The 26,926-nt window shown below is 67.1% G+C and carries 24 protein-coding genes; 15 read left to right on the top strand and 9 right to left on the bottom strand.

Annotated features, from left to right (window positions below; all coding sequences use genetic code 11):
* The first annotated feature begins 32 nt into the window (after window positions 1–32).
* From AC5P68_RS12450 to AC5P68_RS12440, 3 genes are all read left to right on the top strand, one after another.
* Window positions 33–755 (top strand): glycosyltransferase family 2 protein, encoded by a 723-nt coding sequence (locus tag AC5P68_RS12450; RefSeq protein ID WP_033835348.1) that lies wholly within the window; start codon window positions 33–35, stop codon window positions 753–755.
* Entirely contained in the window at window positions 755–1,102 is a 348-nt protein-coding gene (locus tag AC5P68_RS12445) for a lipid-A-disaccharide synthase N-terminal domain-containing protein (RefSeq protein WP_005414908.1), read from the top strand. Before AC5P68_RS12450 ends, AC5P68_RS12445 begins: the two co-directional genes overlap by 1 nt.
* Before the next feature lie 458 nt (window positions 1,103–1,560).
* Window positions 1,561–3,333, top strand: a complete 1,773-nt coding sequence (locus AC5P68_RS12440; RefSeq protein ID WP_495217091.1) for a DUF885 domain-containing protein — start codon at window positions 1,561–1,563, stop codon at window positions 3,331–3,333.
* Window positions 3,334–3,466: 133 nt separating this feature from the next.
* Here the strand turns inward: AC5P68_RS12440 and AC5P68_RS12435 are convergent, their stop codons facing one another.
* The 5 genes from AC5P68_RS12435 to AC5P68_RS12415 form a co-directional block, all read right to left on the bottom strand.
* A complete protein-coding gene (locus AC5P68_RS12435; protein ID WP_495217089.1) occupies window positions 3,467–6,676 on the bottom strand; it encodes an efflux RND transporter permease subunit in 3,210 nt (1,069 codons plus the stop codon).
* Window positions 6,677–6,686: 10 nt separating this feature from the next.
* Window positions 6,687–7,892 carry an efflux RND transporter periplasmic adaptor subunit gene (locus AC5P68_RS12430; RefSeq protein ID WP_049433027.1) on the bottom strand — a complete coding sequence of 402 codons (1,206 nt, stop codon included), beginning with the start codon at window positions 7,890–7,892 and terminating at the stop codon, window positions 6,687–6,689.
* Window positions 7,889–9,142 (bottom strand): TolC family protein, encoded by a 1,254-nt coding sequence (locus tag AC5P68_RS12425; protein WP_033835344.1) that lies wholly within the window; start codon window positions 9,140–9,142, stop codon window positions 7,889–7,891. The genes AC5P68_RS12430 and AC5P68_RS12425 overlap by 4 nt, the downstream gene beginning before the upstream one ends.
* Window positions 9,143–9,198: 56 nt before the next feature.
* Window positions 9,199–9,531 (bottom strand): hypothetical protein, encoded by a 333-nt coding sequence (locus AC5P68_RS12420; protein ID WP_033835343.1) that lies wholly within the window; start codon window positions 9,529–9,531, stop codon window positions 9,199–9,201.
* 203 nt (window positions 9,532–9,734) lie between these two features.
* The gene (locus tag AC5P68_RS12415; protein WP_049433029.1) at window positions 9,735–10,124 is read right to left on the bottom strand and encodes a RidA family protein; all 390 of its coding nucleotides are present in this window, start codon (window positions 10,122–10,124) and stop codon (window positions 9,735–9,737) included.
* Window positions 10,125–10,233: 109 nt separating this feature from the next.
* Between AC5P68_RS12415 and AC5P68_RS12410 the strand changes: the two genes are divergently transcribed.
* Window positions 10,234–11,127 (top strand): LysR family transcriptional regulator, encoded by an 894-nt coding sequence (locus AC5P68_RS12410; protein WP_049433030.1) that lies wholly within the window; start codon window positions 10,234–10,236, stop codon window positions 11,125–11,127.
* A gap of 55 nt (window positions 11,128–11,182) precedes the next feature.
* Window positions 11,183–11,692, top strand: coding sequence for a DNA polymerase III subunit epsilon (gene dnaQ / locus AC5P68_RS12405; protein ID WP_014648871.1), 510 nt, complete (start codon window positions 11,183–11,185; stop codon window positions 11,690–11,692).
* A gap of 13 nt (window positions 11,693–11,705) precedes the next feature.
* Here dnaQ and AC5P68_RS12400 read toward each other — a convergent pair whose 3' ends face one another.
* A complete protein-coding gene (locus AC5P68_RS12400) occupies window positions 11,706–12,920 on the bottom strand; it encodes a nucleotide disphospho-sugar-binding domain-containing protein (RefSeq protein WP_495217086.1) in 1,215 nt (404 codons plus the stop codon).
* 279 nt (window positions 12,921–13,199) lie between these two features.
* Between AC5P68_RS12400 and rpmB the strand changes: the two genes are divergently transcribed.
* From rpmB to uvrD, 5 genes are all read left to right on the top strand, one after another.
* A complete protein-coding gene (gene rpmB / locus AC5P68_RS12395) occupies window positions 13,200–13,436 on the top strand; it encodes a 50S ribosomal protein L28 (protein ID WP_005411638.1) in 237 nt (78 codons plus the stop codon).
* 10 nt (window positions 13,437–13,446) lie between these two features.
* On the top strand, window positions 13,447–13,614 hold the full coding sequence (rpmG, locus tag AC5P68_RS12390) for a 50S ribosomal protein L33 (RefSeq protein ID WP_169411268.1): 168 nt from the start codon (window positions 13,447–13,449) through the stop codon (window positions 13,612–13,614).
* A gap of 246 nt (window positions 13,615–13,860) precedes the next feature.
* Window positions 13,861–15,279, top strand: coding sequence for a cardiolipin synthase (cls, locus tag AC5P68_RS12385; protein WP_495217099.1), 1,419 nt, complete (start codon window positions 13,861–13,863; stop codon window positions 15,277–15,279).
* A 45-nt stretch (window positions 15,280–15,324) separates the two neighbouring features.
* Window positions 15,325–16,746 (top strand): FAD/NAD(P)-binding protein, encoded by a 1,422-nt coding sequence (locus AC5P68_RS12380; RefSeq protein WP_049454915.1) that lies wholly within the window; start codon window positions 15,325–15,327, stop codon window positions 16,744–16,746.
* A 9-nt stretch (window positions 16,747–16,755) separates the two neighbouring features.
* A complete protein-coding gene (gene uvrD / locus AC5P68_RS12375) occupies window positions 16,756–18,948 on the top strand; it encodes a DNA helicase II (protein ID WP_033833839.1) in 2,193 nt (730 codons plus the stop codon).
* 101 nt (window positions 18,949–19,049) lie between these two features.
* Here the strand turns inward: uvrD and AC5P68_RS12370 are convergent, their stop codons facing one another.
* The gene (locus AC5P68_RS12370) at window positions 19,050–19,310 is read right to left on the bottom strand and encodes a hypothetical protein (RefSeq protein WP_495217084.1); all 261 of its coding nucleotides are present in this window, start codon (window positions 19,308–19,310) and stop codon (window positions 19,050–19,052) included.
* Between the two features lie 587 nt (window positions 19,311–19,897).
* Between AC5P68_RS12370 and AC5P68_RS12365 the strand changes: the two genes are divergently transcribed.
* The 3 genes from AC5P68_RS12365 to AC5P68_RS12355 all read left to right on the top strand — a co-directional run bounded on the left by AC5P68_RS12365 (window position 19,898) and on the right by AC5P68_RS12355 (window position 21,543).
* Window positions 19,898–20,224, top strand: coding sequence for a low molecular weight protein tyrosine phosphatase family protein (locus AC5P68_RS12365; protein ID WP_033833837.1), 327 nt, complete (start codon window positions 19,898–19,900; stop codon window positions 20,222–20,224).
* A gap of 88 nt (window positions 20,225–20,312) precedes the next feature.
* Complete coding sequence (locus AC5P68_RS12360) at window positions 20,313–20,867, top strand: hypothetical protein (RefSeq protein ID WP_033833835.1); 555 nt, start codon at window positions 20,313–20,315, stop codon at window positions 20,865–20,867.
* 229 nt (window positions 20,868–21,096) lie between these two features.
* Window positions 21,097–21,543 carry a universal stress protein gene (locus AC5P68_RS12355; protein ID WP_005411629.1) on the top strand — a complete coding sequence of 149 codons (447 nt, stop codon included), beginning with the start codon at window positions 21,097–21,099 and terminating at the stop codon, window positions 21,541–21,543.
* Between the two features lie 170 nt (window positions 21,544–21,713).
* On the opposite strand, the gene AC5P68_RS12350 is transcribed toward AC5P68_RS12355, so the two are convergent.
* Window positions 21,714–21,998 (bottom strand): DUF2782 domain-containing protein, encoded by a 285-nt coding sequence (locus tag AC5P68_RS12350; RefSeq protein ID WP_005411628.1) that lies wholly within the window; start codon window positions 21,996–21,998, stop codon window positions 21,714–21,716.
* A 98-nt stretch (window positions 21,999–22,096) separates the two neighbouring features.
* Between AC5P68_RS12350 and polA the strand changes: the two genes are divergently transcribed.
* Both polA and AC5P68_RS12340 read left to right on the top strand, forming a co-directional pair.
* Window positions 22,097–24,871, top strand: a complete 2,775-nt coding sequence (polA, locus tag AC5P68_RS12345) for a DNA polymerase I (RefSeq protein WP_033833834.1) — start codon at window positions 22,097–22,099, stop codon at window positions 24,869–24,871.
* 340 nt (window positions 24,872–25,211) lie between these two features.
* A complete protein-coding gene (locus AC5P68_RS12340; protein WP_024957711.1) occupies window positions 25,212–25,691 on the top strand; it encodes a DUF421 domain-containing protein in 480 nt (159 codons plus the stop codon).
* A gap of 42 nt (window positions 25,692–25,733) precedes the next feature.
* On the opposite strand, the gene AC5P68_RS12335 is transcribed toward AC5P68_RS12340, so the two are convergent.
* Window positions 25,734–26,897 (bottom strand): hypothetical protein, encoded by a 1,164-nt coding sequence (locus AC5P68_RS12335; RefSeq protein WP_495217083.1) that lies wholly within the window; start codon window positions 26,895–26,897, stop codon window positions 25,734–25,736.
* Between the last annotated feature and the right edge of the window lie 29 nt (window positions 26,898–26,926).

Raw genomic sequence — 26,926 nt, 5'->3', positions numbered from 1 at the left:
GCGGTCTTTGTCCCCCTTTGGCCGAGTGCCTTATGAGCCAACCCGAGCTTTCCGTTGTCGTCCCGGTGTTCAACGAACGCGACAACGTCGCCCCGCTGGTTGCCGAAATCACCGCTGCACTGCGTGGCCGGCTGCCGTTCGAGATCATCTACATCGACGATCACTCGCGCGATGACACCCTGGCGGTGCTGCAGGGGCTGAAGGCGACCACGCCGGAACTGCGGGTGCTGCACCATGTGAACCAGAGCGGGCAGAGCACCGCCGTGCGCACCGGCGTCAAGCACGCACGTGCGCCGTGGATCGCGACCCTGGATGGCGATGGCCAGAACGATCCGGCCGACATTCCCAAGCTGCTGGCCGCGCGCGATGCCGCCGAGGCGCAGGTGAAGCTGTTCGCCGGCTGGCGGGTCAACCGCCAGGACAGCGGCAGCAAGCGCTGGGCCAGCAAGTGGGCCAACGCCATCCGCGCACGCATGCTGCGCGACGATACGCCCGATACCGGCTGCGGCATCAAGCTGTTCGAGCGCAGCGCGTTCCTCGACCTGCCGTACTTCGACCACATGCACCGCTACCTGCCCGCGCTGATGCAGCGTGCCGGCTGGAAGACCACCAGCGTGCCGGTCAACCACCGCCACCGTACCGCCGGCGTGTCCAAGTACAACAACCTGGGCCGTGCACTGGTCGGCATCCGTGACCTGCGCGGCGTGGCGTGGCTGATCACCCGCAGCAAGCGCACCGCAGTGGAGGAGCGTTGATGGATCTGGAGCTGCACTGGCTCGACCAGCCGCTGACCTGGTTGTACTGGACCGGCCTGCATGTGACCGGCTGGAAGCTGATCGGCTATACCGGCGCGCTGATGTTTGGCGGCCGCTGGCTGGTCCAGTTCATCGCGTCCAAGCGTGCGGGCAAGCCGGTGATCCCGCGCCTGTTCTGGTACATGAGCGTGGTCGGCAGCCTGATGACGCTGAGCTACTTCCTGTTCTCGGCCAAGCAGGACTCGGTGGGCGTGCTGCAGAACCTGTTCCCGGCATTCACCGCGCTGTACAGCCTGCAGCTGGACATCAAGCACCGGGGCTGGAAGCGGGACAAGGCCAGTCACTGAGGCCCCGGGGTCGGATCCCCGACGCATCCACGCATGGCGTGGATCTACTGCATGTTCGGCGGCCGGTTCCCGGCCCTGCCTGCCGTGGGTAGAGTCGACTGTCAGTCGACTTTCGCGCGGAGCGCGGGGTTTGCTGCATATGGCGGAAGAGCAGCCGACTGACAGTCGGCTCTACCACGCGCCTTCGGCGCTGGGCCCCGGCCTGCGGCCGGTTCCCGGTCCTGCCTGCTGTGGGTAGAGTCGACTGTCAGTCGACTTTCGCGCGGAGCGCGGGGTTTGCTGCATGTGGCGGAAGAGCAGCCGACTGACAGTCGGCTCTACCACGCGCCTTCGGCGCTGGGGCCCCGGCCTGCGGCCGGTTCCCGGTCCTGCCTGCACTGCAGGCAGGACCTTCGTCCCATGCCATGGGCCGTGGGCGGTGCCATCATCGGGGTCTGCCTTCCCGGGAACCTGTGCTCGTGAAAACCCGTCTTGCCGTTGCCCTGCTGATTGCCCTGTCCGCCCCCGCCGTGGCCCTGGCCGCGCCGCCCGCCGCCGCCGCGCCGGCCAGCGTCGCTACCGAATCGCCCGCCGATGCTGCCTTCCGCGCGCTGTACGAGAAGGAATGGAAGTGGCGCCAGCAAGGCGGCGGCGAGGCCAGCGAAGACGAAGACGCGCCGGCCAATGCCACCCGCATGCCCGATGTCGGCCCGGCCGCGCAGCAGGCGCGCCTGAAGGTGTGGGACGAGACCCTCGCCGCGCTGAAGAAGATCGACCCGAAGACCCTGTCGCCCGACAACCAGGTCAACTACGCGATCTACCACGACCAGGTGTTCAACCTGGCCGAAGAGACGCGCCTGCGCGGCTACGAGATGCCGTTCAACGCCGACTCCTCGTTCTGGTCCAACCTGTCCTTCATGGCCCGGCGCGAGATGAAGACCGTGCAGGACTACCAGAACTACATCGCACGGCTGAACGATGTGCCGCGTTACTTCGGCCAGCAGACCGAGAACATGCGTGCCGGCCTGAAGCGTGGCTTCAGCGTGCCGCGTGCCGTGCTCGATGGCCGCGAAGTGTCCATCGCCACCGTCGCCGAGCTGAAGGACCCGACCGGATCGCCGTTGTACGCGCCGTTCAAGAAGCTGCCCACCACCATCCCGGCCGCCGAGCAGGCCAGGCTGCAGGCGCAGGCGCGTGAAGCGATCAGCGGCAAGGTGGTGCCGGCGTTCCAGCAGCTGCGCACCTTCTTCGTCAAGGAGTACGTGCCGCAGGCGCGCACCACCCTGGCCGCCGAAGCGATGCCTGATGGCAAGGCGTACTACAAGCAGCAGATCCACGAATACACCACGCTGGACCTGTCGCCGGACGAGATCCATCGCATCGGCCTGGATGAAGTCGCACGCATCCAGAAGGAAATGAACGACATCATCAAGCAGGTGAAGTTCAAGGGCAGCTTCGCCGAGTTCCTGACCTTCCTGCGTACCGATCCGCAGTTCTATGCCAAGACGCCGGAAGAGCTGCTGTCGCGTGCCGCGTGGATCTCCAAGCGGGCGGACGGCCAGCTCGGCAAGTACATGACGCTGCCGCGCGCGCGCTTCACCATCGTGCCGGTGCCGCCGGATATCGCGCCGTTCTGGACCGCCGGCCGTGGTGGCATGGGCACCTACTGGCTCAATACCTACAACCTGCCGTCGCGCCCGCTGTACAACCTGCCGGCACTGACGCTGCATGAGTCCGATCCGGGCCACGCGCTGCAGGGCGCGATCGCCGCCGAACAGAAGAACCTGCCCGAGTTCCGCCGCAACGCCTACATCTCCGCCTATGGCGAAGGCTGGGCGCTGTACTGCGAGAAGCTGGGCGTGGAGATGGGCATCTACGAAACCCCCTACGAGGATTTCGGCCGCCTGACCTACGAGATGTGGCGCGCCACGCGCCTGGTGATCGACACCGGCGTGCACAGCAAGGGCTGGACCCGCGAGCAGGCGCTGGCCTACCTGCGTGACCACACCGCGCTGAGCGAGCATGAAGTGACCACCGAAGTGGACCGCTACATTTCCTGGCCGGGCCAGGCGCTGAGCTACAAGCTGGGCGAGATCGCCATCGTGCGCCTGCGCGCGCAGGCCGAGAAGGAACTGGGCGACAAGTTCGACATCAAGGGCTTCCACGACACCCTGCTCAAGCAGGGCTCGGTGCCGCTGCCGGTGCTGGAACAGCAGATCCAGGCCTACATCGCCGAACGCAAGAAGGCCTGACCGTTACCGGGTAGTGCCGGCCGCTGGCCGGAAACCTGCACGCACCGCGATCGTTCGACATTGCCGGCCAGCGGCCGGCACTACCTCGGACCGGGAAACGGGGTCGGATCACAGGATCCGACCCCGTGGTCTTTCACCCCACCGCCCGCGGCTTGGCTACCCGCGCCGCGAAGGTCGGCAGCACCAGCAGGGTCAGCACGGTGGCGGTGATCAAGCCACCGATCACCACCGTCGCCAACGGCTTCTGCACTTCCGCACCGGAACCGCTGGCAATCGCCATCGGAATGAAGCCGACGATCGCCACCAGCGCCGTGGTCAGCACCGCGCGGATGCGGCTGGAGGCACCGTTGATCGCTGCCTGCAGCGGCAGGTCACCGGCATCCAGGCGTTCGCGGATCGCCTGCATCAGCACCAGGCCGTTCAAGGTCGCCACGCCGGAGACGGCGATGAAGCCGACCGCCGCCGACACCGAGAACGGCATGCCACGCAGCAGCAGTGCGAGGATGCCGCCGACCAGCGCCAACGGTACGCAGCTGAACACCAGAATGGCTTCCTTGCCGCTGCGCAGGGCCATGAACAGCAGGCTGCCGATCAGCAGGAACACTACCGGTACCACCGTCGCCAGCCGCTTCTCCGCGCGCTGCAGGTTCTCGAACTGGCCACCCCAGGTCAGGTAGGCACCCGGCGGCAGTGCCACGTCGGCCACCGCGGACTGCGCCTCGCCGACGAAGCCGCCCAGGTCGCGACCGCGCACGTTGGCCTGCACCACTACGCGGCGGCTGCCGTTGTTGCGGCTGATCTGGTTCGGCCCTTCGCTCACCGTGATGCGGGCCACCGACGACAACGGAATCACCAACCCCGATGGCGTGGCGATCGGCAGCGAGGCCAGCTGGTCCGGATCGTTGCGCGAGGCATCGTCCAGCCGCACCACCACGTTGAAGCGGCGATCACCTTCGAAGATCTTGCCCGCCGCGGTGCCACCAATGCCGGTGGACAGTGCATCACTGACGTCTGCGGCGGTCAGGCCGTACTGCGCCGCCGCCACGTGGTCGATCGCCACGTTGAGTGTAGGCAGGCCGGAGATCTGTTCCACCCGCACGTCGGCCGCGCCGTTCACCGCACGCAGCTTCAGCGCCACCTGGTCGGCCACCTTCTGCAGCTGGCTGAAGTCATCGCCGAAGATCATCACCGCCAGGTCGGTACGCACGCCGGAGATCAGCTCGTTGAAGCGCAGTTCGATCGGCTGGCTGAACTCGAAGCTGTTGCCCAGCTGCTGCCCGGCCAGTTTCTCGAAGCGTGCCACCAGTGCTTCCTTGTCCAGCTTCGGATCGGGCCAGTCCTTGCGCGGCTTCAGCACGATCACGCTGTCGGAGATGTTGGTCGGCATCGGGTCGATGGCCGCCTCGGCGGTACCGGTACGCGAGAACACGGTCTCCACTTCCGGCTGCGTGGCGATCGCCTTTTCCAGTGCCAGCTGCATCGCCAGCGACTGCTCCAGCGAGGTCGACGGCACGCGCAGGGCCTGCATCGCCACGTTGCCTTCGTCCAGCGTCGGCATGAACTCGCGGCCCAGCAGCGAGAACGCGCCGATGCCCACCACCACCATCATCACCGCAGCTGCCAGCACCGTGCGCGGATGCGCCACGGCCTTGCGCACCACCGGTTCGATGCGTGCACGCAGCACGCGGATCAGCTTCGTCTCGTGCTCGCCATCTTCGGCATGCGTATCGCCGTCCTTCAGCTTCGGCTCGCGCACCAGCAGCGCGGCCATCGCCGGAACGAAGGTGAAGGAGAACAGGAAGGCACCGACCAGGGCCAGCATGAAGGTCGCCGCCATCGGGTGGAAGGTCTTGCCCTCCACACCTTCCAGCGTGAGGATCGGCGCGAACACCAGCAGGATGATCAGCTGGCCGAAGGCCGCAGGGCGCGCCATCTTCATCGCCGAATCGGCGGCCACGCGCAGCCGCTCCATCGCGGTCAACGCACGGCCCAGTTCGGCGCGGCGCTGGCCCAGCATCAGCAGCGTCGACTCGACCACGATCACCGCACCGTCCACCAGGATGCCGAAGTCCAGCGCACCCAGGCTCATCAGGTTGCCGCTGATGCCGAAGCGGTTCATGCCGATCACTGCGAACAGGAACGACAGTGGAATCACCAGCGCGGTGATCGTTGCTGCACGCAGGTTGCCCAGCAGCAGGAACAGCACCACCACCACCAGCAGCGCGCCCTCGGTGAGGTTCCTGGCCACGGTCTTGATGGTGGAATTGACCAGCACGCTGCGGTCCAGCACCGGCGCGGCCACGATGTCGGCCGGCAGCGATTTGTTCACCTGTTCCAGGCGCGCCGCAGCTGCCTGCGCCACGGTGCGGCTGTTGCCGCCGGCAATCATCAGCGCGGTACCCAGCACGGCTTCATGGCCGTTGCGGCTGGCCGCACCCAGGCGCGGCGCGCGGCTCAGCTCGACCTCGGCCACATCGGCCACGCGCACCACCACGCCATTGCGGGTCGCCACCGGGGCCTGTGCCAGATCCTCGGTGGTCAGCGCCAGGCCATCGGCACGCACCACCAGTCCTTCGCCGGCGCGCTGCACGAAACCGGCACCGGCCTGCACGTTGGAACGCTGCAGGGCGGTGACCAGGTCGGCCAGGCCGAGGCCGTGCGCGGCCAGCCGGGCGCTGTCCGGATGCACGCCATATTCCTTGACGTAGCCACCGACCGTATCGACGCCGGCCAGCCCCGGGCTGGAACGCATCTGCGGCGCGATGATCCAGTCCTGCACGGTACGCAGGTAGGTGGCACGTTCTTCCGGCGTGCGCAGCAGATTGCCTTCCGGCGTGCGGTAGACCTCGCCAGCCTGCCAGCCGGCTTCACCCGGCTTGGCCAGCCTGGCCGGATCGAACGTGGTGAAGTCCACGGTCCACATCAGCACTTCGCCGAGGCCGGTGGTAACCGGCGACAGCATCGGCGACGCGCCATCGGGCAAGTCTTCCGATGCCTCGCGCATGCGTTCGGCCACCTGCTGGCGCGCGAAGTAGATGTCGGTCGCATCGGTGAAGATCGCGGTGACCTGCGAGAAGCCATTGCGCGACAGTGAACGCGTGGTGGTCAGGCCGGGAATGCCGGCCAGCGCGGTTTCCAGCGGATAGGTCACCTGCCGCTCGATCTGCTCCGGGGTCAGCGCCGGTGCCACCGTGTTGATCTGCACCTGTCGGTTGGTGATGTCCGGCACCGCGTCGATCGGCAGCTTGCCCAGCTGGAACAGGCCCACCGCAGCAATCAGCGCCGCCATGAACACCACCAGCCAGCGGTGGCGCACCGCTGTTTCAATGATCAGCTTGAACATGGTCGCCTCCTCAGTGGCCGTGCTCGGCTTCGCCCTTGGCCAGTTCGGCCTTGAGCAGGAAGGCGTTGCTGCCAACGATGCGCTCGCTGCCGGTCAGGCCACCGAGGATCTCGATGCGGTCACCGGCACGACGGCCAGCCAGGACCGGCTGCGCCTTGAAGCCACCTTCGACGGCAACGAACACCGCGCTGCTGCCATCGACGTTCTGCACCGCATCGGCCGGGACGCTGAGCGAGCCGTCCTGGCCTTCGGTGACCACTACGGCCGATACCGGCGAACCGGCCGGCGGCAGCGACGCATCCACCGGCGTGGCACGGATGACCGCGACGCCGCCCTGCTGGCGCACATCGGCGGCCGAACCGGTGACGGTGGCGGTGAAGCTGCCACCCGGCACGCTGACTTCCAGCTTCATGCCGGGCGTGACCTGCGCGGCCAGCGCGGGCGGTGCGGTGAACACCAGCTCGTTCATCGTCGGGTCGGCGACATCGGCGACTGCACTGCCGGCGGCGACCACGCCGCCCGGCGTGACCTGCACGTTGCCGACGATGCCGGCCACCGGGCTGGTGATGCGCACGCGACCGCTGGCATCGGGCGCACCGTTGGCGGCGGCCTGGGCCTGCGCGGCAGCAGCTTGGGCCTGTGCTGCCAGCGAACGTGCGCGAGAGGCTTCCATCTCCTGGCGGGCGACCACGCCCTGGTCGACCAGCGCCTTGTCGCGGCCATAGGCCAGACGCGCGGCCTCGGCTTCGGCCGCTGCGGCCAGCGCATTGGCGCGGAACACCGCCGCTTCGCCGCTGACCACGATCGCCAGCGCCTGGTTCTGCTTCACCGCGGTGCCCGGCGCGACCAGCACGCGCTCGACGCGGCCGGTCACCGTGGAGGCCACCGACGCGCGTGCGCCGACCGACGGTTCGACCCGGCCGGACAGGCGCGTGGAACCACCGCCACCGCGACCGATCGCGACCACTTCAATACCGGAGGCCTTGATCTGCTCCGGGGTCAGCTGCACCACGCCTTCGTCGGCGTCAGCAGGCGCCTTCGCGGTTTCTGCCTTGGCTTCCTTGCTGCCGGCGGCATGGCCGTGGCCATCGTCGGTGCCGGCCTTGGCCGCAGCGGGGTTTTCATTGGCAGGCGTCTGCGCGTTGCCGGCGCAGCCAGCCAGCAGGACGGTCAGCAGCACGCCGCCGATCAGCGGGAAAGTACGGGAGAGAGTCATGGAGCCTCCACAAAGGGTGCGCGCCCTTCCAGGCGGGCAAGATCGATTTCCGCGGCGACGCGCGACAGGCGCGCATCCACGGCGGTGCCGCGGGCGGCGATGAGGGCGCTGCGCGTGCTGCGCAGTTCCAGCTGCGAGATGCGTCCGGCGTCGAAGCCAATGCGGGCCAAGCGATACGCCTCTTCGGCGGCGACCACGCTTTCATCGGCGGCGCGGGTACGGCTACTGGCGGCCTTCAACCCGGCCACCGCAGAGAGGCGCTCGGCCTCGCTGTCGCGGCGCTGCTGGTCCAGGCGTGCTTCGGCCGCGCGCTGGTCGGCATTGGCGGCGCGGATGCCACCGCGGTTGCGGTCGAACAGCGGGATGCTGAGGCTGACCCCGAGGTTGTAGGCGCGCTCGCCGCCTTCGCGGAAGCGGGTCTGCGCGGCGGTGACACTGAGGTCGGGCAGGGCGCGCTTGCGTTCCACCTCAACCAGCTTGCCCGCCGCATCGGCTTCGGCTTCGGCAATGCGCACCGCCAGCGCCACGTCGGTGGCGCCGCGCGGCAACGGCGGCGCGCGGTCGAGCAGGCTGTCGTCGATCGACTGCACCGGCGCATCCAGCAACGCGGCACCGGCCAGGCGGGCCAGCGCGGCATCACGGAAGGCCTGCGCCTCATCCAGCGAAGCACTGGCATTGGCCACTTCGCTCTGCGCCTGCACCGCACGCAGTTGCGGCTCGCGGCCCTGCTTGACCATCGCGTTGACGGCGTTGGCGTCATCGCGGGTGAGGGTCAGTGCTTCTTCGGCCAGGGTGTAGCGGCGCAGTGCACTTTCCGCCTGTGCGTAGACCACCGCGAGCTGGCTGGCCACATCGCTGCGACTCTGCGCGCCACGCAGGTTGGCGGCCTGTGCTTCGGCGCGGGCCGCACGGACGCGCGCGCCACGCTGGCCCCAGACCTCCAGTGGCTGGGACAGGGTGAGCACGGTATCGGCCTTGCCCATGCCGCCATAGGAGCCGGTGCCCCAGGCGTTTTCGGCGGAGTAGGAAAGGGAAGGGTTGGGCAACGCACGGGCCTGGTCGGCGCGCGCGTCGGCGGCCTCGGCCAGCGCCGTACCCACGCGGGTGCCGGGCAGCTGGTCCAGGCGTTCAAGCAGGCTGTCGTAGGAAGGGGCGGCTTGTGCCGACGCCTGCATTGCCGGGGCCAGGCCCAGCAGCACGGCGACGACCAGCCCGGCCGCGCGCGGCGACCGAGGTGTCAGGATCGACATAGGGGGATTCCGGTTGTGAGTGAAACGGGAGCCCGCGATTGCGGGACGCGCTCAACTCACGCCCGGGGGGGACGCGTCAATTCATCCTGGGCGACCGCATAGGTCGCCACGTCGCCGGCATTCATCCAGCGCGCCGGCAGTGGCGCACCGAAGGCGGCGAGGGTGCTGGCCGGCAGGCTCAGATTGGAGTGATGGCAGTGGTTGTGGCCACAGGCACCGACATGCTTGCCGTCGGTATCGCCATCGGCATCCGGTGCGGTCTCAACATGCACCGTGCTGGCGTGCGGTTCCACCGTGCAGGCCAGTGCGTCGGCCACCGGCACGACCACGAATGCCGCCATCAGCAGCATCAGCAGGTACGAGCGAAGGTGGCGGGCGATCCGGCGCATGGAAGGGAGGCTAGCAAGCGGTTTTCGCCGGATACAATATCAATGGCCGCTTCGGGAATACGTCGGAATCTCCCGTTCAGGTGGACGGCCTGGGGGCATCCTGCCCTGGTGGGTGCGGACTTCCTGCCTTGGTGGGTGTCGACCTTGGTCGACACGCTTTTCGACCCCACCGCGTTGCCGGCCAGCGGCCGGCACTACCCGTATCACGGCAGCTTCGCGATCACCTTGATCTCGAACTGGAACCCATACAGCCAGGTCACGCCGATGCCGGTCAGGGTCGGGTGCGGCGCCTCGCCCCAGTACTCGGGCACGATCGCCCAGGCCTTCTCAAAGTTCTTCTCCGGATCGACCAGGAACACGGTCACGTCGATCACGTCATTGAACGTGCAGCCTGCAGCAGCCAACACCGCATTGAGATTCTCGAAGGCGCGGCGGACCTGCGTTTCGAAGTCCGGTTCGGGTGAGCCGTCCTCGCGGCTGCCGACCTGGCCGGAGACGAACAGGAAACCGTTGGATCGGATCGCCGGCGAGTAGCGGTTGCGCTCGTACAGGGCCTGGCGGCCGGCGGGGAAAACGACATCACGCTGTGACATGGGGAAGAACCCGTGGGTGAGGACGCCTATCCTCCGCGCCAGCGCTGTCTGGATAAACCGCGATGATCGGCCTAGATTGATTGCAAATCCCAAACAATTGCAGTCAGCCATGGACCGTTTCGAGGCGATGCGGGCCTTTGCCCGCGTGGTGGAGACCGGCAGCTTCACCCGCGCCGCGCAGACCCTGCAGATCAGCCGCACCACGGCCACCCAGCTGGTGCAGCAGCTGGAGGCGCACCTGCGGCTGCGCCTGCTCAACCGCACCACGCGCCGGGTCAGCGTCACCGCCGATGGCGCGGCCTACTACCCGCGCATCGCCCGCCTGCTGGCCGAGCTGGAAGAGGTGGAGGGCGGGCTGGGCGACGCGGCCACCCAGCCACGCGGGCGGCTGCGCGTGGATGTGCCCGGGCCCTACGCGCGGTTGCGGCTGGTGCCGGCGTTGCCGGATTTCCAGGCGCGCTACCCGGAGATCCAGCTGGACATCGGCGTCAGCGACCGCGAGGTCGACGTCATCGCAGACAACGTCGATTGCGTGATCCGGGGTGGCACCCCGGCCGACCCGGCACTGGTGGCGCGACCGCTCGGCGCGCTGCCGATCGGTTTCCACGCCAGTCCGGGCTATGTGCAGCGCTTCGGCCTGCCGACCGACCCGCGCGCGCTGGAAGGACCCGACCACCACATGATCGGCTTCCTCAGCCCGCGCAGTGGCCGGGCGCGGGTGTTCAGCGCACAGCGCGGCGATGAGCGCGTTGAGGTGCAGGGCCGCTATACGGTCGGCTTCGATGATGGAAATGCCTATCTGGCCGCTGCGTTGGCGGGGTTGGGCGTGGTGGCGCTGCCCAGCTACATGGCCGAACCGCACGTGGCGCGCGGCGAGCTGCTGCCGGTGTTGCAGGACTGGCAGCTGCCGCCGATGCCGATGCATGTGATGTTCCCGCCGAACCGGCACATGAGCCAGCGGCTGCGGGTGTTCATCGATTGGGTGGTGGAAGCGTTGGGGTGAGTGCATCGGCCGCGTGCGAGAATCGGCGTGCACGTACTGGAGAACGCACACCCTGATGAGCCGCATCGTCGCACTGGATACCGAAACCACCGGCATCTCCCACCGCCTGGGGCACCGGGTGATCGAAATCGGTGCCGTCGAACTGATCGATGGCCAGCTCACCGGCCGCCAGTTTCACACCTACCTGCAGCCGCAGCGCAGAGTCGATTGGGGCGCACAGCGCGTGCATGGCATCAGCGACGCGATGCTGGTGGGCAAGCCACTGTTTTCCAGCAAAGCCGCCGAACTGCTCGACTTCCTGCGCGGCAGCGAGATGGTCGCGCACAACGCCACCTTCGATGTGGGGTTCCTGGACAACGAGCTGCGCCTGTCCGGCATCCCCGGCACGCTGGCCCAGCACTGCCGCATCACCTGCAGCCTGAAGCTTGCGCGGGGACGCTGGCCGGGTCAGGGCAACAAGCTGGATGATGTGCTGCAGCGCCTGCGCATTCCCAGCCAGCGCGGCCTGCATGGCGCGTTGAAGGATGCGCACCTGCTGGCGCAGGTGATTCCGCACCTGCGCTGAGGCCTGGCCGCTGTCACACCGGCCGCAACCATCGCTCGATCATTGCAACGCCACAGGCCACCCCGTCCTCATGGCGCATCGCCACGCCCAGGGCCGCCGCGCGTGCGCGTGTTGCGTCGGTTTCAACGAAGGTGATGGCTGCCGCCAGCGTTGCTGCGTCCAGCCGCTTCGGTGACAACGGTGCCGGTGCCACGCCCAACCGATACAGACGATCAGCCCAGAAGAACTGATCGGCGGCGAACGGCATCACCAGCGAAGGAACACCGGCGCGGCAGGCCGAATGCGTGGTGCCGCTGCCACCGTGATGGATGGCGAATGCGCAACGTGGGAACAGCGCTTCGTGTGGAGTCGGCCCCAGTACGAAGACCGAATCGGGCAAGCGCATCGCAGGCAGTCCCACCCAGCCAGGAAACAGCAGCACCCGGCGTGGCGCCAGCGCCTGCAGCAGGGCCGGCAACACGCGCTCGCGATCAAAGCCGGTCATGCTGCCGAAGCCCAGATACACCGGCGCCGGGCCGGCATCGAGGAAGGCCTGCAGATCGGCCGGGGGTATCCAGGGCGCATCAGGAAGGCGCCATTGGCCACAGACGATGTGGTCGGCCGGCCAATCCGCCGGTGGCGGCAGCAGCTGCGGCGAGATGCCATAGAGCATCGGCAGGCCGGGCCACAGCGAGCGGCGCGGCGATTGCCCCAGCTGCTTGCGGGCTGCGTTGATCGGCCGACGGAACTGGCGCCAGATCAGGCCGTTGACCAGCCCATAGCTGGCGCGGTTCAACCAGCCCGGCGAGCGTCCCGGTGGCAGGAACGGAGAGCGGAAGGCCCGCGTCGGGGTCAGCGGGATCATGCCGGTGCCGATGACCGGCAGTCCGCGGCGTTCGCCCACGCTCATGCCGACAAAGGCCGCCAGGCCACCGGTCAGAATCGCATCGCAGCCTTCGGCAGCGGCATCGGCCTGGCGCATCCAGCCGCTGACATGCTGCAGCGCCATCCGTGCCAGCCCGCTACTGGCGGCGGCAACACCGTTGCCACGCGAGACCAGCGCGACCACTTCGTCATGGATGTCACCTTCAAGAGCCGCATGGGGCACATCCAGTGCCTGCGCGCTGCCCAGGGTGCCGCCATCGGCAAGCAGTGTCACCTCGTGGCCTGCGCCGATCAGCCCATGGCAGAGCATGGCCAGGGGACGCGTATCGCCTTCGGTTCCGTAGGTCAGGCCCAGCAGCCGCATGGAAAGCTCCGCAGTGAACCGGAGCAGTATGCCGGTTGGCGGGCTCCCGGCCCTGCCGGTTCAGCCGCAGCCTGTGGGTAACTTGCGCAAGTGCTTGAACCCGTGCATAATGCGCGGCTCGCTGTGTCCGGTTTTCTACCGGGCGGCGCCCCCCGGGAGCACGTCCCCGGCCGCCCAACGCCAGCGTAACCCTTTGATTCTCTTGACGTGTGGTGGGCAACCATCGAGGCCGCCGTCTCCCGGGCTACGGGCTGACAACTACTACTATCGAGGTGCGCAATGTCCCGCGTATGCCAGGTTTCCGGCAAGCGAGTGCAGACGGGTAACAACGTCTCGCACGCCAACAACAAGACCCGTCGTCGTTTCCTGCCGAATCTGCACGAGCGCCGTTTCTGGGTGGCCAGCGAGAACCGCTGGGTCAAGCTTCGTGTTTCCGCGCATGCACTGCGCACCATCGACAAGAACGGCATTGATTCCGTTCTGGCTGAGCTGCGTGCGCGCGGCGAAAAGGTCTGAGGAGTAAAGCATCATGGCAGGCAAGCGCGATAAGGTCCGTATGATTTCCTCGGCCGGTACCGGCCACTTCTACACGACCGACAAGAACAAGAAGAACACCCCGGGGAAGATGGAATTCCTGAAGTACGATCCGGTCGTGCGCAAGCACGTCCTGTACAAGGAAGGCAAGATCAAGTAATCCGCAAGGATTGCTGGTCCCCGCGAAGAAACCCGCCCTTGTGGCGGGTTTTTTCATGCCCGGCATTCCAGGGCGGCTGCCGGCTGCTCCGCCATTGCCGTGGTGGGTGCCGACCGTTGGTCGGCACGCTGTCCGCCCGGTAGGTGCCAACCTTGGTTGGCACGCTGCTTCAACGCAGTCGAGCGCGGCTCGACTCTACAAGGGCCGGTGGGCAGAATGGCACATCACCTCCCGACGGGCGACACGATGCTGTTCGAGTGGTTGCTGGGTTCCTACCTGCTGCTGATCGACTGGCTGATCCGGCTGGTCGCGCTGTGCTGGATTCCCACCCGCACCACGCCCGGCGCGGCGCGCAGCTGGCTGCTGCTGGTCGGCTTCGTACCGCTGCTGGGCCTGCCGCTGTACCTGCTGTTCGGCCATCCGTGGCTGTCGCGCGAGCGCATCCGCCGCCAGGCCGAGGCCTCGCAGGTGATCCGTGAGGAGCAGGCGCTGCAGCATCGCCTGCGCTGGACCCCACAGCCCGACACCGCCAGCGCCGAGATCGTGCCGTTGGTGCAGCGCCAAGGCGATTTCATGCCGGTACACGGCAACGCCGTCGATCTGCTGACCGACTACGACGAGTCGCTGCACACGCTGATCGCCGACATCGACCAGGCCGAAGACCGCGTGCACCTGCTGTACTACCTGATGTTCGACGACGCGGTCGGCGAGGCCATTGTCGAGGCCTTGCAGCGTGCCGCCGCGCGTGGCGTGCAGTGCCGCGTGCTGCTCGATGCGGTGGGCGCCAAGCGTGGCCTGCGCGCCTATCGCAAGCGCCTGCAGGCGCGCGACATCGAAGTGCGCGCGATGCTGCCCGGTGGCCTGCGCTGGCGTCGCAGCGGACGCATGGACCTGCGCAACCACCGCAAGATCGCGGTGATCGACAACGAAGTGGCCTATGTCGGTTCGCAGAACCTGGCGGGCCCGCAGTTCGTGCCGGGCCACCCGAACCGCGAACTGGTGGCGCGCGTCCGCGGCCCGGCGGTGGCGCATCTGGAAGCCGTATTCGCCAGCGACTGGTACATGGAGACCGGCCAGCGCCTGGATGTGATCACCGATGTGCCCGAATGCGGCGACGACATCGCCACCCAGCTGCTGCCCAGCGGCCCGGCCTACCCGTACAGCAACGCGCGCGACGCGGTAGCCGCGCTGATCCACCTGGCGCGACGCCGGCTGGTGATGGTCACCCCGTACTTCGTGCCTGACGAAGCCACACTGAGTGCGCTGCGTATCGCCGCATTGTCCGGCGTGCAGGTGCAGCTGATCCTGTCTGCCAGCAACAACCAGCGGCTGACGTCGTGGGCGCAGGAGGCCTACTACGATGAACTGCTGCGCTGTGGCGTGCGCATCGCGCTGTACGAGCCGCAGTTCCTGCACGCCAAGCACATGAGCGTGGATGAGGACATCGCCGTGCTCGGCTCCATCAACATGGATATCCGCTCGTTCGCGCTGAATGCCGAGATCGGCCTGATCTGCTACGACCGCGCGCTGGTCCAGCAGCTGTGCGCGATCGAGGATGGCTACCTGCGCGCGTCTCGGCAGCTGGACCTGCAGCAGTGGCGCAGCCGCCCTACGTGGCGGCGCAGCCGCGAAGGTATTGCACGGCTGGCCGATGCGTTGATGTGAAGCAATGCCGGCCGCCCATTCCGGCAATCCGGCCTGTCATCGCCGATGGCCTACAATCGGCACATGACTGATTCACCGCGTAATGGCGAACTGGACCTGGCGATCATCGGTGGTGGTGCGGCCGGGGTGCTGGTGGCGATCCAGGTATTGCGCCAGGCCAAGGCGCCGTTGGCGCTGGCCATCTTCGAACCCGCCTCGCAGCTGGCCCAGGGTATCGCCTATGCCACGCCGTGGCCGGAGCACCTGCTGAACGTGCCGGCGGCGAAGATGAGTGCGTTTGCCGACCAGCCCGGCGATTTCCTCGACTACCTGATGGCCGCCAATGCCTACCCGGGCGAGGCGCGCGAGGTGCTGGGCGAGCGCTATGTGTGCCGCCACTACTTTGCTGCCTACCTGCAGCAGCGCCTGCAGGAGGCCGCTGCGACCAGCCCGGCACAGCTGCAGGTGCTCGCGCAGCCGGTGCTGGGCCTGCAGCCGGATGACCATGGCTACCAGCTGACACTCGGCGATGGCAGCACGCTGCACGCCGCGCAGGCGGTGCTGGCCACCGGCAACAGCATGCGACCGCTGCCGGTAGCCGGTGCCGAGGCGCTGCCCGCCGATGACGTGATCGAGGCCTGGGACTACGACGGCGTGCGCACCCTGGCCGGCGAGCAGGCCGTGGCCATCGTCGGCTCCGGCCTGAGCATGGCCGACACCGTGCTGGCATTGGTCGCTGCCGGCCACACCGGCCCGCTGCACGTGATCTCGCGCCACGGCCTGCTGCCGTTGCCGCATGCGCACGGCGGCCTGCCCACGTTCGACCCGGCCACGCTGTTGCCGATGAACCTGCGCCAGCGCCTGCGCGCGTTGCGTGGGTTCGCACGCCAGGCACAGGCCGACGGCCTGCCGTGGCAGGGCGTGATGGACCGTATCCGTCCGCACGGGCAGGCGCTGTGGTGCAGCCTCGACGCGGCCGACCAGCGCCGCTTCCTGCGCCATGTGGTGCGCTACTGGGACGTGCATCGCCACCGCATCGCCGAAGAGGTCGACGCACAGCTGCAGGCGCTGATCGAAAGCGGCCAACTGCGTATCCACCGGTCCCGCCTGCAACGCGTCGGCCGCGAAGGCGATGCCCTGCGGCTGTCGGGTCGTGATGCCACCGGCAATGAACAGCAGTGGACGATCAGCGGGGTGATCAACGCTACCGGCGTGGAAACCCGCGCCAGTGCGCTGCGCAACCCGCTGCTGCAGCAGCTGCAGGCCGATGGCCTGGCCCGCCCCGGCCCGCATGGGCTGGGCCTGGACAGCATGGTGCCGGGCGATCGCCTGTGTGCCGCCGGTGGCCAGCCGCAGGCGCAGCTGGGCGTGCTCGGCAGCCTGCGCATCGGCAGCCTGTGGGAAAGCCTGGCGGTGCCTGAACTGCGTCAGCAGGCGCAGGCACTGGCCACCCAAGTGGTCGCAGGAGCCGCGACGGCGATGCCGTAAAATGGGCGCATGGATGTCTCCCACCTGCTTGATGGCCTGAACCCGGCCCAGCGCGAAGCCGTCTCCGCTCCCCCCGGCCACCACCTGGTGCTGGCCGGTGCCGGTTCCGGCAAGACCCGCGTACTCACTCACCGCATCGCCTGGCTGCATGAAGTCGATGGCGTGCCGACCCACGGCATTTTCGCGGTGACCTTCACCAACAAGGCGGCCGGCGAAATGCGCCACCGCATCGACGCACAGCTGCCCAATGGCAGCCGTGGCATGTGGATCGGTACCTTCCACGGCCTGGCCAACCGCCTGCTGCGCCTGCACTGGCAGGACGCGAAGCTGCCCGAAGGCTTCCAGGTGATGGATTCAGATGATCAGCTGCGGCTGGTCAAGCGCGTGGTGCAGGCGCTGGAACTGGACGACGGCAAGTACCCGGCCAAGCAGATCGCCTGGTGGATCAACGAACAGAAGGATGAGGGTCGCCGCCCGCAGCACATCCAGCCCGAGCCGCATGATGCGTGGCTGGAAACCATGCGCCAGGCCTATATCGAATACCAGGCACGCTGCGACCGCGCCGGCCTGGTCGACTTCGCCGAGCTGCTGCTGCGCGCCCATGAACTGCTGCGCGACAACCCTGCGCTGCTGTCGCACTACCGTGCCCGCTTCCGCGAGATCCTGGTGGACGAGTTCCAGGACACCAACGCCATCCAGTACGCCTTCGTGCGCGTGCTGGCCGGTGATTCCGGCCACGTGTTCGTTGTTGGTGACGATGACCAGGCCATCTACGGCTGGCGCGGCGCCAAGGTCGAGAACGTGCAGGGCTTCCTGCGTGATTTCCCAGGTGCGCAGACCATCCGCCTGGAACAGAACTATCGCTCCACTGCCAACATCCTCGGCGCTGCCAATGCGGTGATCGCGCACAACCCGGATCGCATCGGCAAGCAGCTGTGGACCGACAGTGGCGACGGAGAACCGATCGACCTGTACGCGGCGTACAACGAGATGGACGAGGCGCGCTACATCGTCGAGCGTGCCCGCCAGTGGGTACGCGATGGTGGCAGCTATACCGAAGTGGCCGTGCTCTACCGCAGCAACGCACAGTCGCGCGCGCTTGAAGAGGCGCTGCTGAGCGAACAGGTGCCCTATCGCGTGTACGGCGGCATGCGCTTCTTCGAACGTGCCGAAATCAAGGACGCGCTGGCTTACCTGCGCCTGCTGTCCAACCGCAACGATGACGCCGCCTTCGAGCGCGCGGTCAACACGCCTACCCGGGGCATCGGCGACCGCACGCTGGACGAAGTGCGCCGCGAGGCGCGCGCGCAGGGCATCTCGCTGTGGGAAGCAACGATGCTGGTCACCCAGGGCAACGCGCTGGCCGCACGCGCGCGCAATGCACTGGCCGGCTTCCTGGGGCTGGTCAACGAGCTGCAGGCGCAGACCGTGCACATGACCCTGGCCGAGCGCGTGGACCACGTGTTGGCCCGCTCGCAGCTGCGCGAGCACTGGAGCAAAGAAAGCCGCAATTCGCTGGATTCGGAATCGCGCACCGACAACCTCGACGAACTGGTCTCGGTCGCTTCGCGCTTCGTGCGCCGCGCCGACGACATCGAGGAAGTGGGCGAGGACATGGACGAGCTGGTCGCGTTCCTGGCCTACGCCGCGCTGGAGGCCGGTGAAGGCCAGGCGCAGGCCGGCGAGGACGGCGTGCAGCTGATGACCCTGCACTCGGCCAAGGGCCTGGAATTCCCGCTGGTGTTCCTGGCCGGCCTGGAAGAAGGCCTGTTCCCCAGCGCGCGTTCGCTGGAGGAAAGCGGGCGGCTGGAAGAAGAGCGCCGCCTGGCCTACGTCGGCATCACCCGCGCGCGCCAGAAGCTGGTGCTGAGCTATGCCGAATCGCGCCGCATCCATGGCCAGGACAACTACAGCCTGCCGTCGCGCTTCCTGCGCGAGATTCCGCGCGAGCTGCTGCACGAAGTGCGCCCCAAGGTGCAGGTCTCGCGACCGGCCTCTATGGGCGCCAGCCGGGTGATGGGCCATGCCTCGATCGAGGCACCGCCGATCAAGCTCGGTGCGCTGGTCACCCATCCCAAGTTCGGCGAAGGCATGGTGACCGACTACGAAGGTAGCGGCGCCCACGCCCGCGTGCAGGTCGAGTTCGCCGACGCCGGCAGCAAGTGGCTGGTGATGGCGTATGCCAACCTGACGGTGATCTGATCACCGTTCAGGAGTCGGATCCCTCCCGCAGGGAGGGCTCTGACCCCATCGCGGGAAAGCCCAGCCGAGCATGGGCTCGGCGCAACAGCCGCGATCGGCAGTCAGCCGGTAGTGAACGCCTCGACGGCTGCCACCAGCCACGCGCGGTCCATCGCCTCTTCATCCTGGCGGTTGCGGATCAACACATAGTGGCCTTCCGCCGGCGACAACACCTCGATCACCTCATTGCGATAGTTGGTGATCTCGATGAAGCCGCTGCTCACTCCGTTGAGGTTGTCGATCTCGGCCATTAACGTCTCCAGGCTCACGATGGCGCCGTCCTTGTCCGTTCCGCCGCCAGTGCGGGGATTGTCGAAGTACACGCATATCTTCGGCTGCCTGGTCCTATGCCAGTTGTTGACGTCAACGATGTGATGTGTGGACCACCTGAAATCCTCTGCTGATTCGTTGCCGTTGAACTCACACCGGAAGATCGGCAGGCATAGGAACAGCCCCGTGCGCTTCTCGATCCGATTCAGAAGCCCGTGATAGGTGCTGGGAACCGCCATCGCATGAGTGAACCCATAGCGTTGGAAGGAATCTCGAAGATCGTTGGCCCATCATGTGAAAGATGGTGCGGTGCGTTCAGCACAACGCTGGTGGCGAATTCCGGATCATCGACATTCTTGGACGCGATCGCGAGGTCATGTCTCTTGGCATTCCTCACGCAGCAATAGAGTACGTACGTCGCGACTACGTACTTGCTGAAGTAGCAGCCGTGGACTTCGGCCACCTCTCCGAACGACGTTAACAGGTCATCCTTGGTGATCATGGACATCTGGACGGTGGCAAAAGCACATGGTGGCCCCTTGAACGGTCATCCGACCATGCAATTTGTCTGAAAGCACGCTGTTGGTGTCAGAGCCCTTTTCCGTTGGAAAAGGGATTCGACCCCGATTAGGCTGCGCTCATGACCCGCAACGTGCTCTTCCTCTGCAGCCAGAACCGCCTGCGCAGCCCTACGGCCGAGCAGGTATCTGCCGATTGGCCGGGCATCGAGACCGCCTCGGCCGGGCTGCTGGCCGACGCCGAGGAAGTGCTCAGCCCTGAGCTGCTGCAGTGGGCGGACCTGGTGTTCGTGATGGTGCGCGCCCACCGCAATCGGCTGTCCAGCCGCTACAAGGCCTGGTTGAACGGCAAGCGGGTGATCTGCCTGGATATCCCGGACGACTACGACCACATGGACCCGGTGCTGGTGGAGCTGCTCAAGTGCAAGGTGACCCCGTTCCTGCGTTGACGGGCTGTTGTAGATACCGTGTCGCCCTCGCCTAGGCAAGGGCGACACGGTATCTACAATAGGCGGCACTTCTTCCAGGAACGCCCCCATGACCGAACCCACGCTGCACGTCACCGTGACGTTGAATGCCAAGCTGCAACCCGAACATCGCCATGAACTGTTCGAGGATCCGCTTGACGCGTTGTTGCAGGCGGCCCAGGTGGGCGAGCTGACGGGCGGCGGCACTGCGATGTCCGATCTGGGTGAGGTCGAATACGGCGACATCGAAGTGGCGCTGGTCGATGCGGGTGGCGTACCGAAGCTGATCGACCTGCTGGAGCAGTTGGGTGCACCGAAGGGCTCGAAGATCCACGGCGCAGGCGAGGCCGACCGCAGCTTCGGCGTGACCGAGGGCCTGGGCATCTACCTGGATGGCCTGAACCTGCCGGACGACGTCTACGAGCAGTGCGATTCCAACCACGTGTTCGAGCAGCTGTCGGAGAGCATCGACGGCCTGGGCGAGATCTGCAGCTGGTGGCAGGGCCCGACCGAGACCGCGCTGTACATGTACGGCCAATCGTTCGAGGCGATGCGCGATGCGATCGCCGGATTCGTGGCCAGCTACCCGCTGTGTCAGAACGCGCGCATCGTGCAGATCGCCTGAGCGACGTTGTTGTAGAGCCGAGCCCATGCTCGGCTGCCTTTCCCGCCAGAAGCAGCCGAGCACGGGCTCGGCTCTACAGAGAAGGGCGGGCCGGGCCTGTCCCCAGGACCACGTGACGATGCGCACAGGCCGCTGCGCGACGCCGGATTGATCCTGCTCAAGGCGCCGCCTCCACATCCGGTGTGCAATGGTGTCGTTCCCATCTGGCAGACCGCCACGGAGCCCCACCATGTACAAGCGCATCCTGATTGCCACCGACGGGTCCGAGCTGGCCGACAAGGGCCTGGCGAAGGGCTTGGAGCTGGCCAAGGACCTCAACGCCGAGGTCGATATCGTCACTGTTTCCGAGCCGTGGGCGGTCGGCATGTACGACGCCATGGGCTGGAGCGTGGGTTACATGAACAGCCCCGAGTACAAGGCCGACCGCGAGGAAGGGGCGCAGAAGGTGCTGCAGCCGGCGCTGGCCAAGGCCGCCGAGCAGGGCATCACCGCCAACCCGGTACACGTGCTGGACCGCTACGCGGCCGACGGCATCATCGAGACCGCCGGCGAGCGCAACAGCGACCTGATCGTGATGACCTCGCACGGCCGCCGTGGCGTGACCCGTGTACTGCTGGGCAGCCAGACCGCAGAAGTGCTGGCGCGCAGCACGCTGCCGGTGCTGGTCATCCGCTGATCCATACCCGCTGATTCAAGCGTTCCCGGGGAGGGGACCCGACGCCGGCCGCAGGATGCGCGCCGGCGTTGTTTTTTTGTGGGGGATCGGGGGCCGTGCCCATGGCCCCGAGGGAGTCAGAGCCCTTTCCTGTGGAAAGGGATCCGGCCCCGGTCACAACCCCGGTCACCTCACCAGCTGTACAGCTTCCAGTACACCGGCGACACGCCATCCTTGTCGTTGTCGAAACGGCCGTCGCCGTTCTTGTCGTACATGTAGAACGGAGCACCGCGCGATGGCGTCACCTTGACCATGCGCAGCTGGCCGGACACACGGTATTCCTCGATGACATCGCCGTTGTCCATGGTGCGCTTGGAGACATCGGCGCCCTTGACGTCCACCGGGGGAGCACCTGCGCCACCCATGCTGGCGCAGCCAGCGAGCAGGAGCAGGGAAGCCAGCATCAGGGTCTTCATCGGCGGGGGCCTTTGCCTGGAGAGAGCCCTGATTATGCCCCATCGCCAGGTGCGTGCCGTGTCGTCGCGGTGCAGGCACGGGCGCGTAGAATCGGCCCATGAGCAGATTAGTCCTGATCGACGGGTCCAGTTACCTGTACCGCGCGTTCCACGCGCTGCCGCCCCTGTCCAATGCACAGGGTGAACCCACTGGCGCACTGTTCGGCGTGGTCAACATGCTGCGTTCGACGCTGAAGGAACGCCCGGCCTACGTCGCGTTCGTGGTCGATGCGCCCGGCAAGACCTTCCGTGACGACCTGTACGACCAGTACAAGGCCAACCGCCCGCCGATGCCCGATGAACTGCGCAGCCAGGTCGAGCCGATGTGCCGCATCGTCGAGGCGCTGGGCATCAGCATCCTGCGCGTCCCCGGCGTGGAAGCCGACGATGTGATCGGCACGCTGGCCCTCCAGGGCCTGGCGCAGGACCTGAAGGTGACCATTTCCACCGGCGACAAGGACTTCGCCCAGCTGGTGCGCCCGGGCATCGAGCTGGTCAACACCATGACCGGCAGCCGCATGGATTCGGATGCGGCGGTGATGGAGAAATTCGGCGTGCGCGCCGACCAGATCATCGACCTGCTGGCGCTGATGGGCGACGCGGTCGACAACGTGCCGGGCGTCGAGAAGTGCGGGCCAAAGACCGCCGCCAAGTGGCTGGCCGAGTACCAGCACCTGGACGGCGTGATGGCAGCCGCGCCGGCCATGAAGGGCAAGATCGGCGAAAACCTGCGCGCCGCGCTGGAGCGCCTGCCGCTGAACCGCGAGCTGGTGACCATCCGTACCGACGTGCAGCTGGACGCCAGCCCGACCACGCTGGCCCTGCGCGAGCAGGATGTGCCGGAGCTGACCGAGCTGTATGCGCGCTACGGCTTCACCCAGGCGCTGAAGGAGCTGGGTGCGCCGGTGCCGGCACCGGTGGCCGCCAGCGAGGCGACCCCGAGCCTGCGCGGCACTGCGGCGGGCTTCGCGCGTGGCAGCGTCGAGGCGCCCGCCGCCGGCACGCTGGATCCGGCACTGTCCGCGCCGGGTGAATACGAGACCGTGCTGAGCGCCGAGCAGCTGCAGGCCTGGGTCGAACGCCTGCAGCAGGCCGACCTGATCAGCTTCGATACCGAAACCGATGCGCTGGACGCGATGCGTGCGCGGCTGGTGGGCATCAGCCTGGCCGTCGAGCCGGGCAGGGCGGCGTACATTCCGGTCGGCCACGATTACCCGGGTGCGCCGGCCCAGCTGCCGATGCAGCAGGTGCTGGACGCACTGCGCCCGGTGATGCAGGACCCGGCGAAGAAGAAGCTGGGCCAGCACGGCAAGTACGACCTGCACGTGCTGCGCCGCCATGGCGTGCAGGTGCAGGGCTACCACGACGACACCATGCTCGAGAGCTTCGTGCTCAATTCCACCGCCACCCGCCACGACATGGATTCGCTGGCGCTGCGCTACCTGGGCTACAGCACCATCAAGTTCGAGGACGTGGCCGGCAAGGGCGCCAAGCAGATTCCGTTCTCGCAGGTGGGCATCGACGAGGCCAGCCGCTACGCCGCCGAGGACGCCGACATCACCCTGCGCCTGCACCACGCGCTGCAGCCGCAGCTGCTGGCCGAGCCGGCGCTGGACAGCGTTTACCGCGGCATCGAGATGCCGCTGGTGCCGGTGCTGGCCAGCATCGAAGCCAACGGCGTGCGGGTCGACACCGACGAACTGCGCCGGCAGAGCCAGGACCTGTCTTCGCGCATGCTGGCCGCGCAGCAGAAAGCCACCGAGCTGGCCGGGCGCAGCTTCAACCTGGATTCGCCCAAGCAGCTGCAGGCGGTGCTGTTCGACGAGTTGAAGCTGCCGGCGGTGGTGAAGACCCCCAAGGGCCAGCCCAGCACCAATGAAGAGGCGCTGGAGGCGATTGCCGACCAGCACGAGCTGCCGCGCGTGATCCTGGAGTACCGCGGGCTGGCCAAGCTTCGCAGCACCTACACCGACAAGCTGCCGGAGATGGTCAACCCGGACACCGGCCGCGTGCATACCAGCTACCACCAGTCCGGTGCCGCCACCGGCCGCCTGTCCTCGTCGGATCCGAACCTGCAGAACATCCCGATCCGCACCGAGGACGGCCGTCGCATCCGCCGCGCGTTCGTGGCGCCGGAGGGCTTCCAGCTGCTGGCGGCCGACTATTCGCAGATCGAACTGCGGATCATGGCCCACCTGTCCGAGGACCCGGGCCTGGTGCGTGCCTTCGAGCAGGGCGCCGACGTGCACCGTGCCACCGCCGCCGAGGTGTTCGGGCGCACGCTGGAGGACGTGACCCCGAACGAGCGCCGCGCCGCCAAGGCGATCAACTTCGGGCTGATGTACGGCATGAGCGCCTTCGGCCTGGCCCGCAACCTGGGCATCGACCGTGGCCAGGCGCAGGACTACGTGGCCCTGTACTTCAGCCGCTACCCCGGCGTGCGCGACTTCATGGAGCGGATGCGCCAGCAGGCCCGCGACCAGGGCTATGTGGAAACCCTGTTTGGTCGTCGCCTGTACCTGAACGACATTCATGCACGTAACCAGGGCCTGCGCGCCGGTGCCGAACGCGCGGCGATCAACGCGCCGATGCAGGGCACCGCTGCCGACATCATCAAACGCGCGATGGTGGACGTGGACCAGTGGCTGCGTGACAGCGGCGCACCGGCACGGATGATCCTGCAGGTGCACGATGAACTGGTGTTCGAAACCGAAAGCAGTTTCGTTGAAGACTTGCGTTTGCAGGTGGTGGAGCGCATGTCGCAAGCGGCCAAACTGCGGGTGCCGCTGGTGGTCGATACCGGCGTCGGCAACAACTGGGACGAAGCGCACTGAGGGCATTTCAGGCCGAAAACGACGTGAATTCGTTCATTCGTCAGAGGTTTCTGACTCGATCATGAATGTTGTCCTGATCGAGGTTCATTAAATTGGGCCCCTTCACGAACCGTTAGTGTTCGGAGTGCTTCTATAACTCTCGACAGGCGCAACGCCTGTTGTGGATCTCTCCCATCCCCTGGAGCAGATCTCGGAACGGGGACTCCTCCCCAAGTGCCCGTTCCCCGGCCCCGTTGACCTCCCCCTGGTCAGCGGGGCTTTTTATTTGTGCCGCCGCAGCACCAGGGATGGGGTCAGATCCTTGGTGCTAGGCTGGGCTACCGTTCCACAGGGGAAGACCATGCCCGATCTGTTTGCACTGGCAATGCCCTGGTGGGAGTTCATCCTGCGCGCGGTGGTGGTCTATGTCGTTGTGCTGGGCATGGTCCGGCTTGGCGGCAAGCGGGCTCTAGGGCAGATCACGCCCTTCGACGTGCTGTTGATCGTGCTGCTGGGCAATGCGGTGCAGAACGCGCTGCTTGGCACCGATACCTCGCTGGGCGGCGGCCTGCTGCTGGCCGCGACCCTCATCCTGCTCAACTATGGGGTGGGCTGGCTGACCACCCGGAATCGACGCATGGAGCGGATGATCGAAGGAGAACCTACCGTAATCGCGCGCGATGGCCGGCTTTTGGAGGGTGTTCTCCGCCGCGAACTGATCAGCCGGGCCGATTTCGATGCTGCGTTGCGCCAGCAGGGTGGCCTGCGGATCGAGGATGTGCAGATCGCCCTGCTGGAGACGACCGGGCACATCACCATCCTTCCGCGGAAGGGCACCTGAGCGTGCAGCACCGAGCATGGGCTCGGCGCTACAGGGCATCATTCACGGTGTGCAGCGGGTATTGCCGGCCGCCGGTTTGCGCTCGTAATAGGCGAATTGATTGCCGCTGTCGATACCGACCAGGTTGCCGTTCTGCAGCAGCTGCAGCACGAAGTCGCTGCCGATATCGCGGTGGATGAGGATGCGGCCATCGCGCAGGCTTGCCCGCAGTGGCTGTTCGCGGCCACCGGCCTCAACTACACCACCCTCGAGGAAACGCAGCTGCGACAGCACGCTGCGCTCGGCTTCAAAGCTGCCACAGGGCAGTGCGGCGGCCGGCACCGGTGTGAGCGCTGCCGCGGGGGCGCTGGCGAGAACGGCAAGGTCCTTGGCCGGACCGCAGGCTGGGGCGTCCGCGCGCTGTGCACAGGATCGCTGCAGCGCATCGCGGGCCTGCTGCAGGCGGCCACTGCTCCACAAGGTTTCGGCGGTGTCGGCGCAGAACGTTTCGCCCTGTTGCACGCGGCAAAGGTCGATCAGTTCATCAAGCTGTGCAGGTGGCAGAGGCGCATCCACGGAATGCTGCAGGCCGAGCAGGGCCTTGCCCATCATTTCCGAGGCAATCTCCTTGGCTGCCGTCATGCAACCCTCGGCGTCGAACGAGGGCAGCTCCTCCCTGCAGATCTCGGGAATCGGCGGCTCTTCCTTTCTGGGCGCTGCGTCCTTGGCCTGCTGCTGGTAGGTCTCCAGTAGGCGCATGCAGGCTGCGCCCACGCCCTCGGCGCACCAGGCGTGCAGTTTCACGGGTGCGGCCTCTGGCAGCGCCTCCAGGCACTCGGAGGTGTTCATCACGCAACCGTCCTCGACGGGCTGCGGCATCGTCTTGCAGGCGGCGGCGTGCTCACGGGTGAACTCGCGATAGGGCGTGCTGATCGTGCGGTCGTTGTCCGAGAAGTACCAGTTTTCCAGCTGGCCCGTGGAGAGGTTGCCGGTACCGAGCACGTCTTCCTGGCGGGCGATGCGCAGCTCCTCGGTGGCCTGGTAGGGGCCGGACAGGAAGCCGTGGCCTTCGCTCTCCAGGGTCAGCGTGGTGTTGCCGCTGCTGTCCTTGTAGGTGCCGCAGGCCATCGACTGCGCGGCGGCCGGCAGGCTGGCCGAGGCCAATGCAAGCAACAGCAGGGAGCGCCAGCCCGCAGCGCGGGGGCGGGGGGAAACAGCAGCGGGCATGGGGTCATCCTTGAAGGAAGTGAGCAGGG

The organism is Stenotrophomonas sp. YJH_SMC_58 (assembly GCF_059369635.1).
Note: the sequence above shows the minus strand (reverse complement) of the source record. Positions and strands in the feature narration are given on the sequence as shown.

Bases quoted from the DNA above. Each gene is read 5' to 3' on its own strand.
- rpmB (WP_005411638.1), top strand. From the start codon at position 13,200: ATGTCCCGCGTATGCCAGGTTTCCGGCAAGCGAGTGCAGACGGGTAAC.
- AC5P68_RS12445 (WP_005414908.1), top strand. From the start codon at position 755: ATGGATCTGGAGCTGCACTGGCTCGACCAGCCGCTGACCTGGTTGTAC.
- AC5P68_RS12335 (WP_495217083.1), bottom strand. From the start codon at position 26,897: ATGCCCGCTGCTGTTTCCCCCCGCCCCCGCGCTGCGGGCTGGCGCTCC.
- AC5P68_RS12340 (WP_024957711.1), top strand. From the start codon at position 25,212: ATGCCCGATCTGTTTGCACTGGCAATGCCCTGGTGGGAGTTCATCCTG.
- AC5P68_RS12430 (WP_049433027.1), bottom strand. From the start codon at position 7,892: ATGACTCTCTCCCGTACTTTCCCGCTGATCGGCGGCGTGCTGCTGACC.
- AC5P68_RS12355 (WP_005411629.1), top strand. From the start codon at position 21,097: ATGTACAAGCGCATCCTGATTGCCACCGACGGGTCCGAGCTGGCCGAC.
- AC5P68_RS12435 (WP_495217089.1), bottom strand. From the start codon at position 6,676: ATGTTCAAGCTGATCATTGAAACAGCGGTGCGCCACCGCTGGCTGGTG.
- AC5P68_RS12415 (WP_049433029.1), bottom strand. From the start codon at position 10,124: ATGTCACAGCGTGATGTCGTTTTCCCCGCCGGCCGCCAGGCCCTGTAC.
- AC5P68_RS12410 (WP_049433030.1), top strand. From the start codon at position 10,234: ATGGACCGTTTCGAGGCGATGCGGGCCTTTGCCCGCGTGGTGGAGACC.
- uvrD (WP_033833839.1), top strand. From the start codon at position 16,756: ATGGATGTCTCCCACCTGCTTGATGGCCTGAACCCGGCCCAGCGCGAA.
- cls (WP_495217099.1), top strand. From the start codon at position 13,861: ATGCTGTTCGAGTGGTTGCTGGGTTCCTACCTGCTGCTGATCGACTGG.
- AC5P68_RS12420 (WP_033835343.1), bottom strand. From the start codon at position 9,531: ATGCGCCGGATCGCCCGCCACCTTCGCTCGTACCTGCTGATGCTGCTG.
- AC5P68_RS12380 (WP_049454915.1), top strand. From the start codon at position 15,325: ATGGCCTACAATCGGCACATGACTGATTCACCGCGTAATGGCGAACTG.
- AC5P68_RS12400 (WP_495217086.1), bottom strand. From the start codon at position 12,920: ATGCGGCTGCTGGGCCTGACCTACGGAACCGAAGGCGATACGCGTCCC.
- AC5P68_RS12365 (WP_033833837.1), top strand. From the start codon at position 19,898: ATGACCCGCAACGTGCTCTTCCTCTGCAGCCAGAACCGCCTGCGCAGC.
- AC5P68_RS12450 (WP_033835348.1), top strand. From the start codon at position 33: ATGAGCCAACCCGAGCTTTCCGTTGTCGTCCCGGTGTTCAACGAACGC.
- AC5P68_RS12425 (WP_033835344.1), bottom strand. From the start codon at position 9,142: ATGTCGATCCTGACACCTCGGTCGCCGCGCGCGGCCGGGCTGGTCGTC.
- AC5P68_RS12360 (WP_033833835.1), top strand. From the start codon at position 20,313: ATGACCGAACCCACGCTGCACGTCACCGTGACGTTGAATGCCAAGCTG.
- AC5P68_RS12350 (WP_005411628.1), bottom strand. From the start codon at position 21,998: ATGAAGACCCTGATGCTGGCTTCCCTGCTCCTGCTCGCTGGCTGCGCC.
- polA (WP_033833834.1), top strand. From the start codon at position 22,097: ATGAGCAGATTAGTCCTGATCGACGGGTCCAGTTACCTGTACCGCGCG.
- dnaQ (WP_014648871.1), top strand. From the start codon at position 11,183: ATGAGCCGCATCGTCGCACTGGATACCGAAACCACCGGCATCTCCCAC.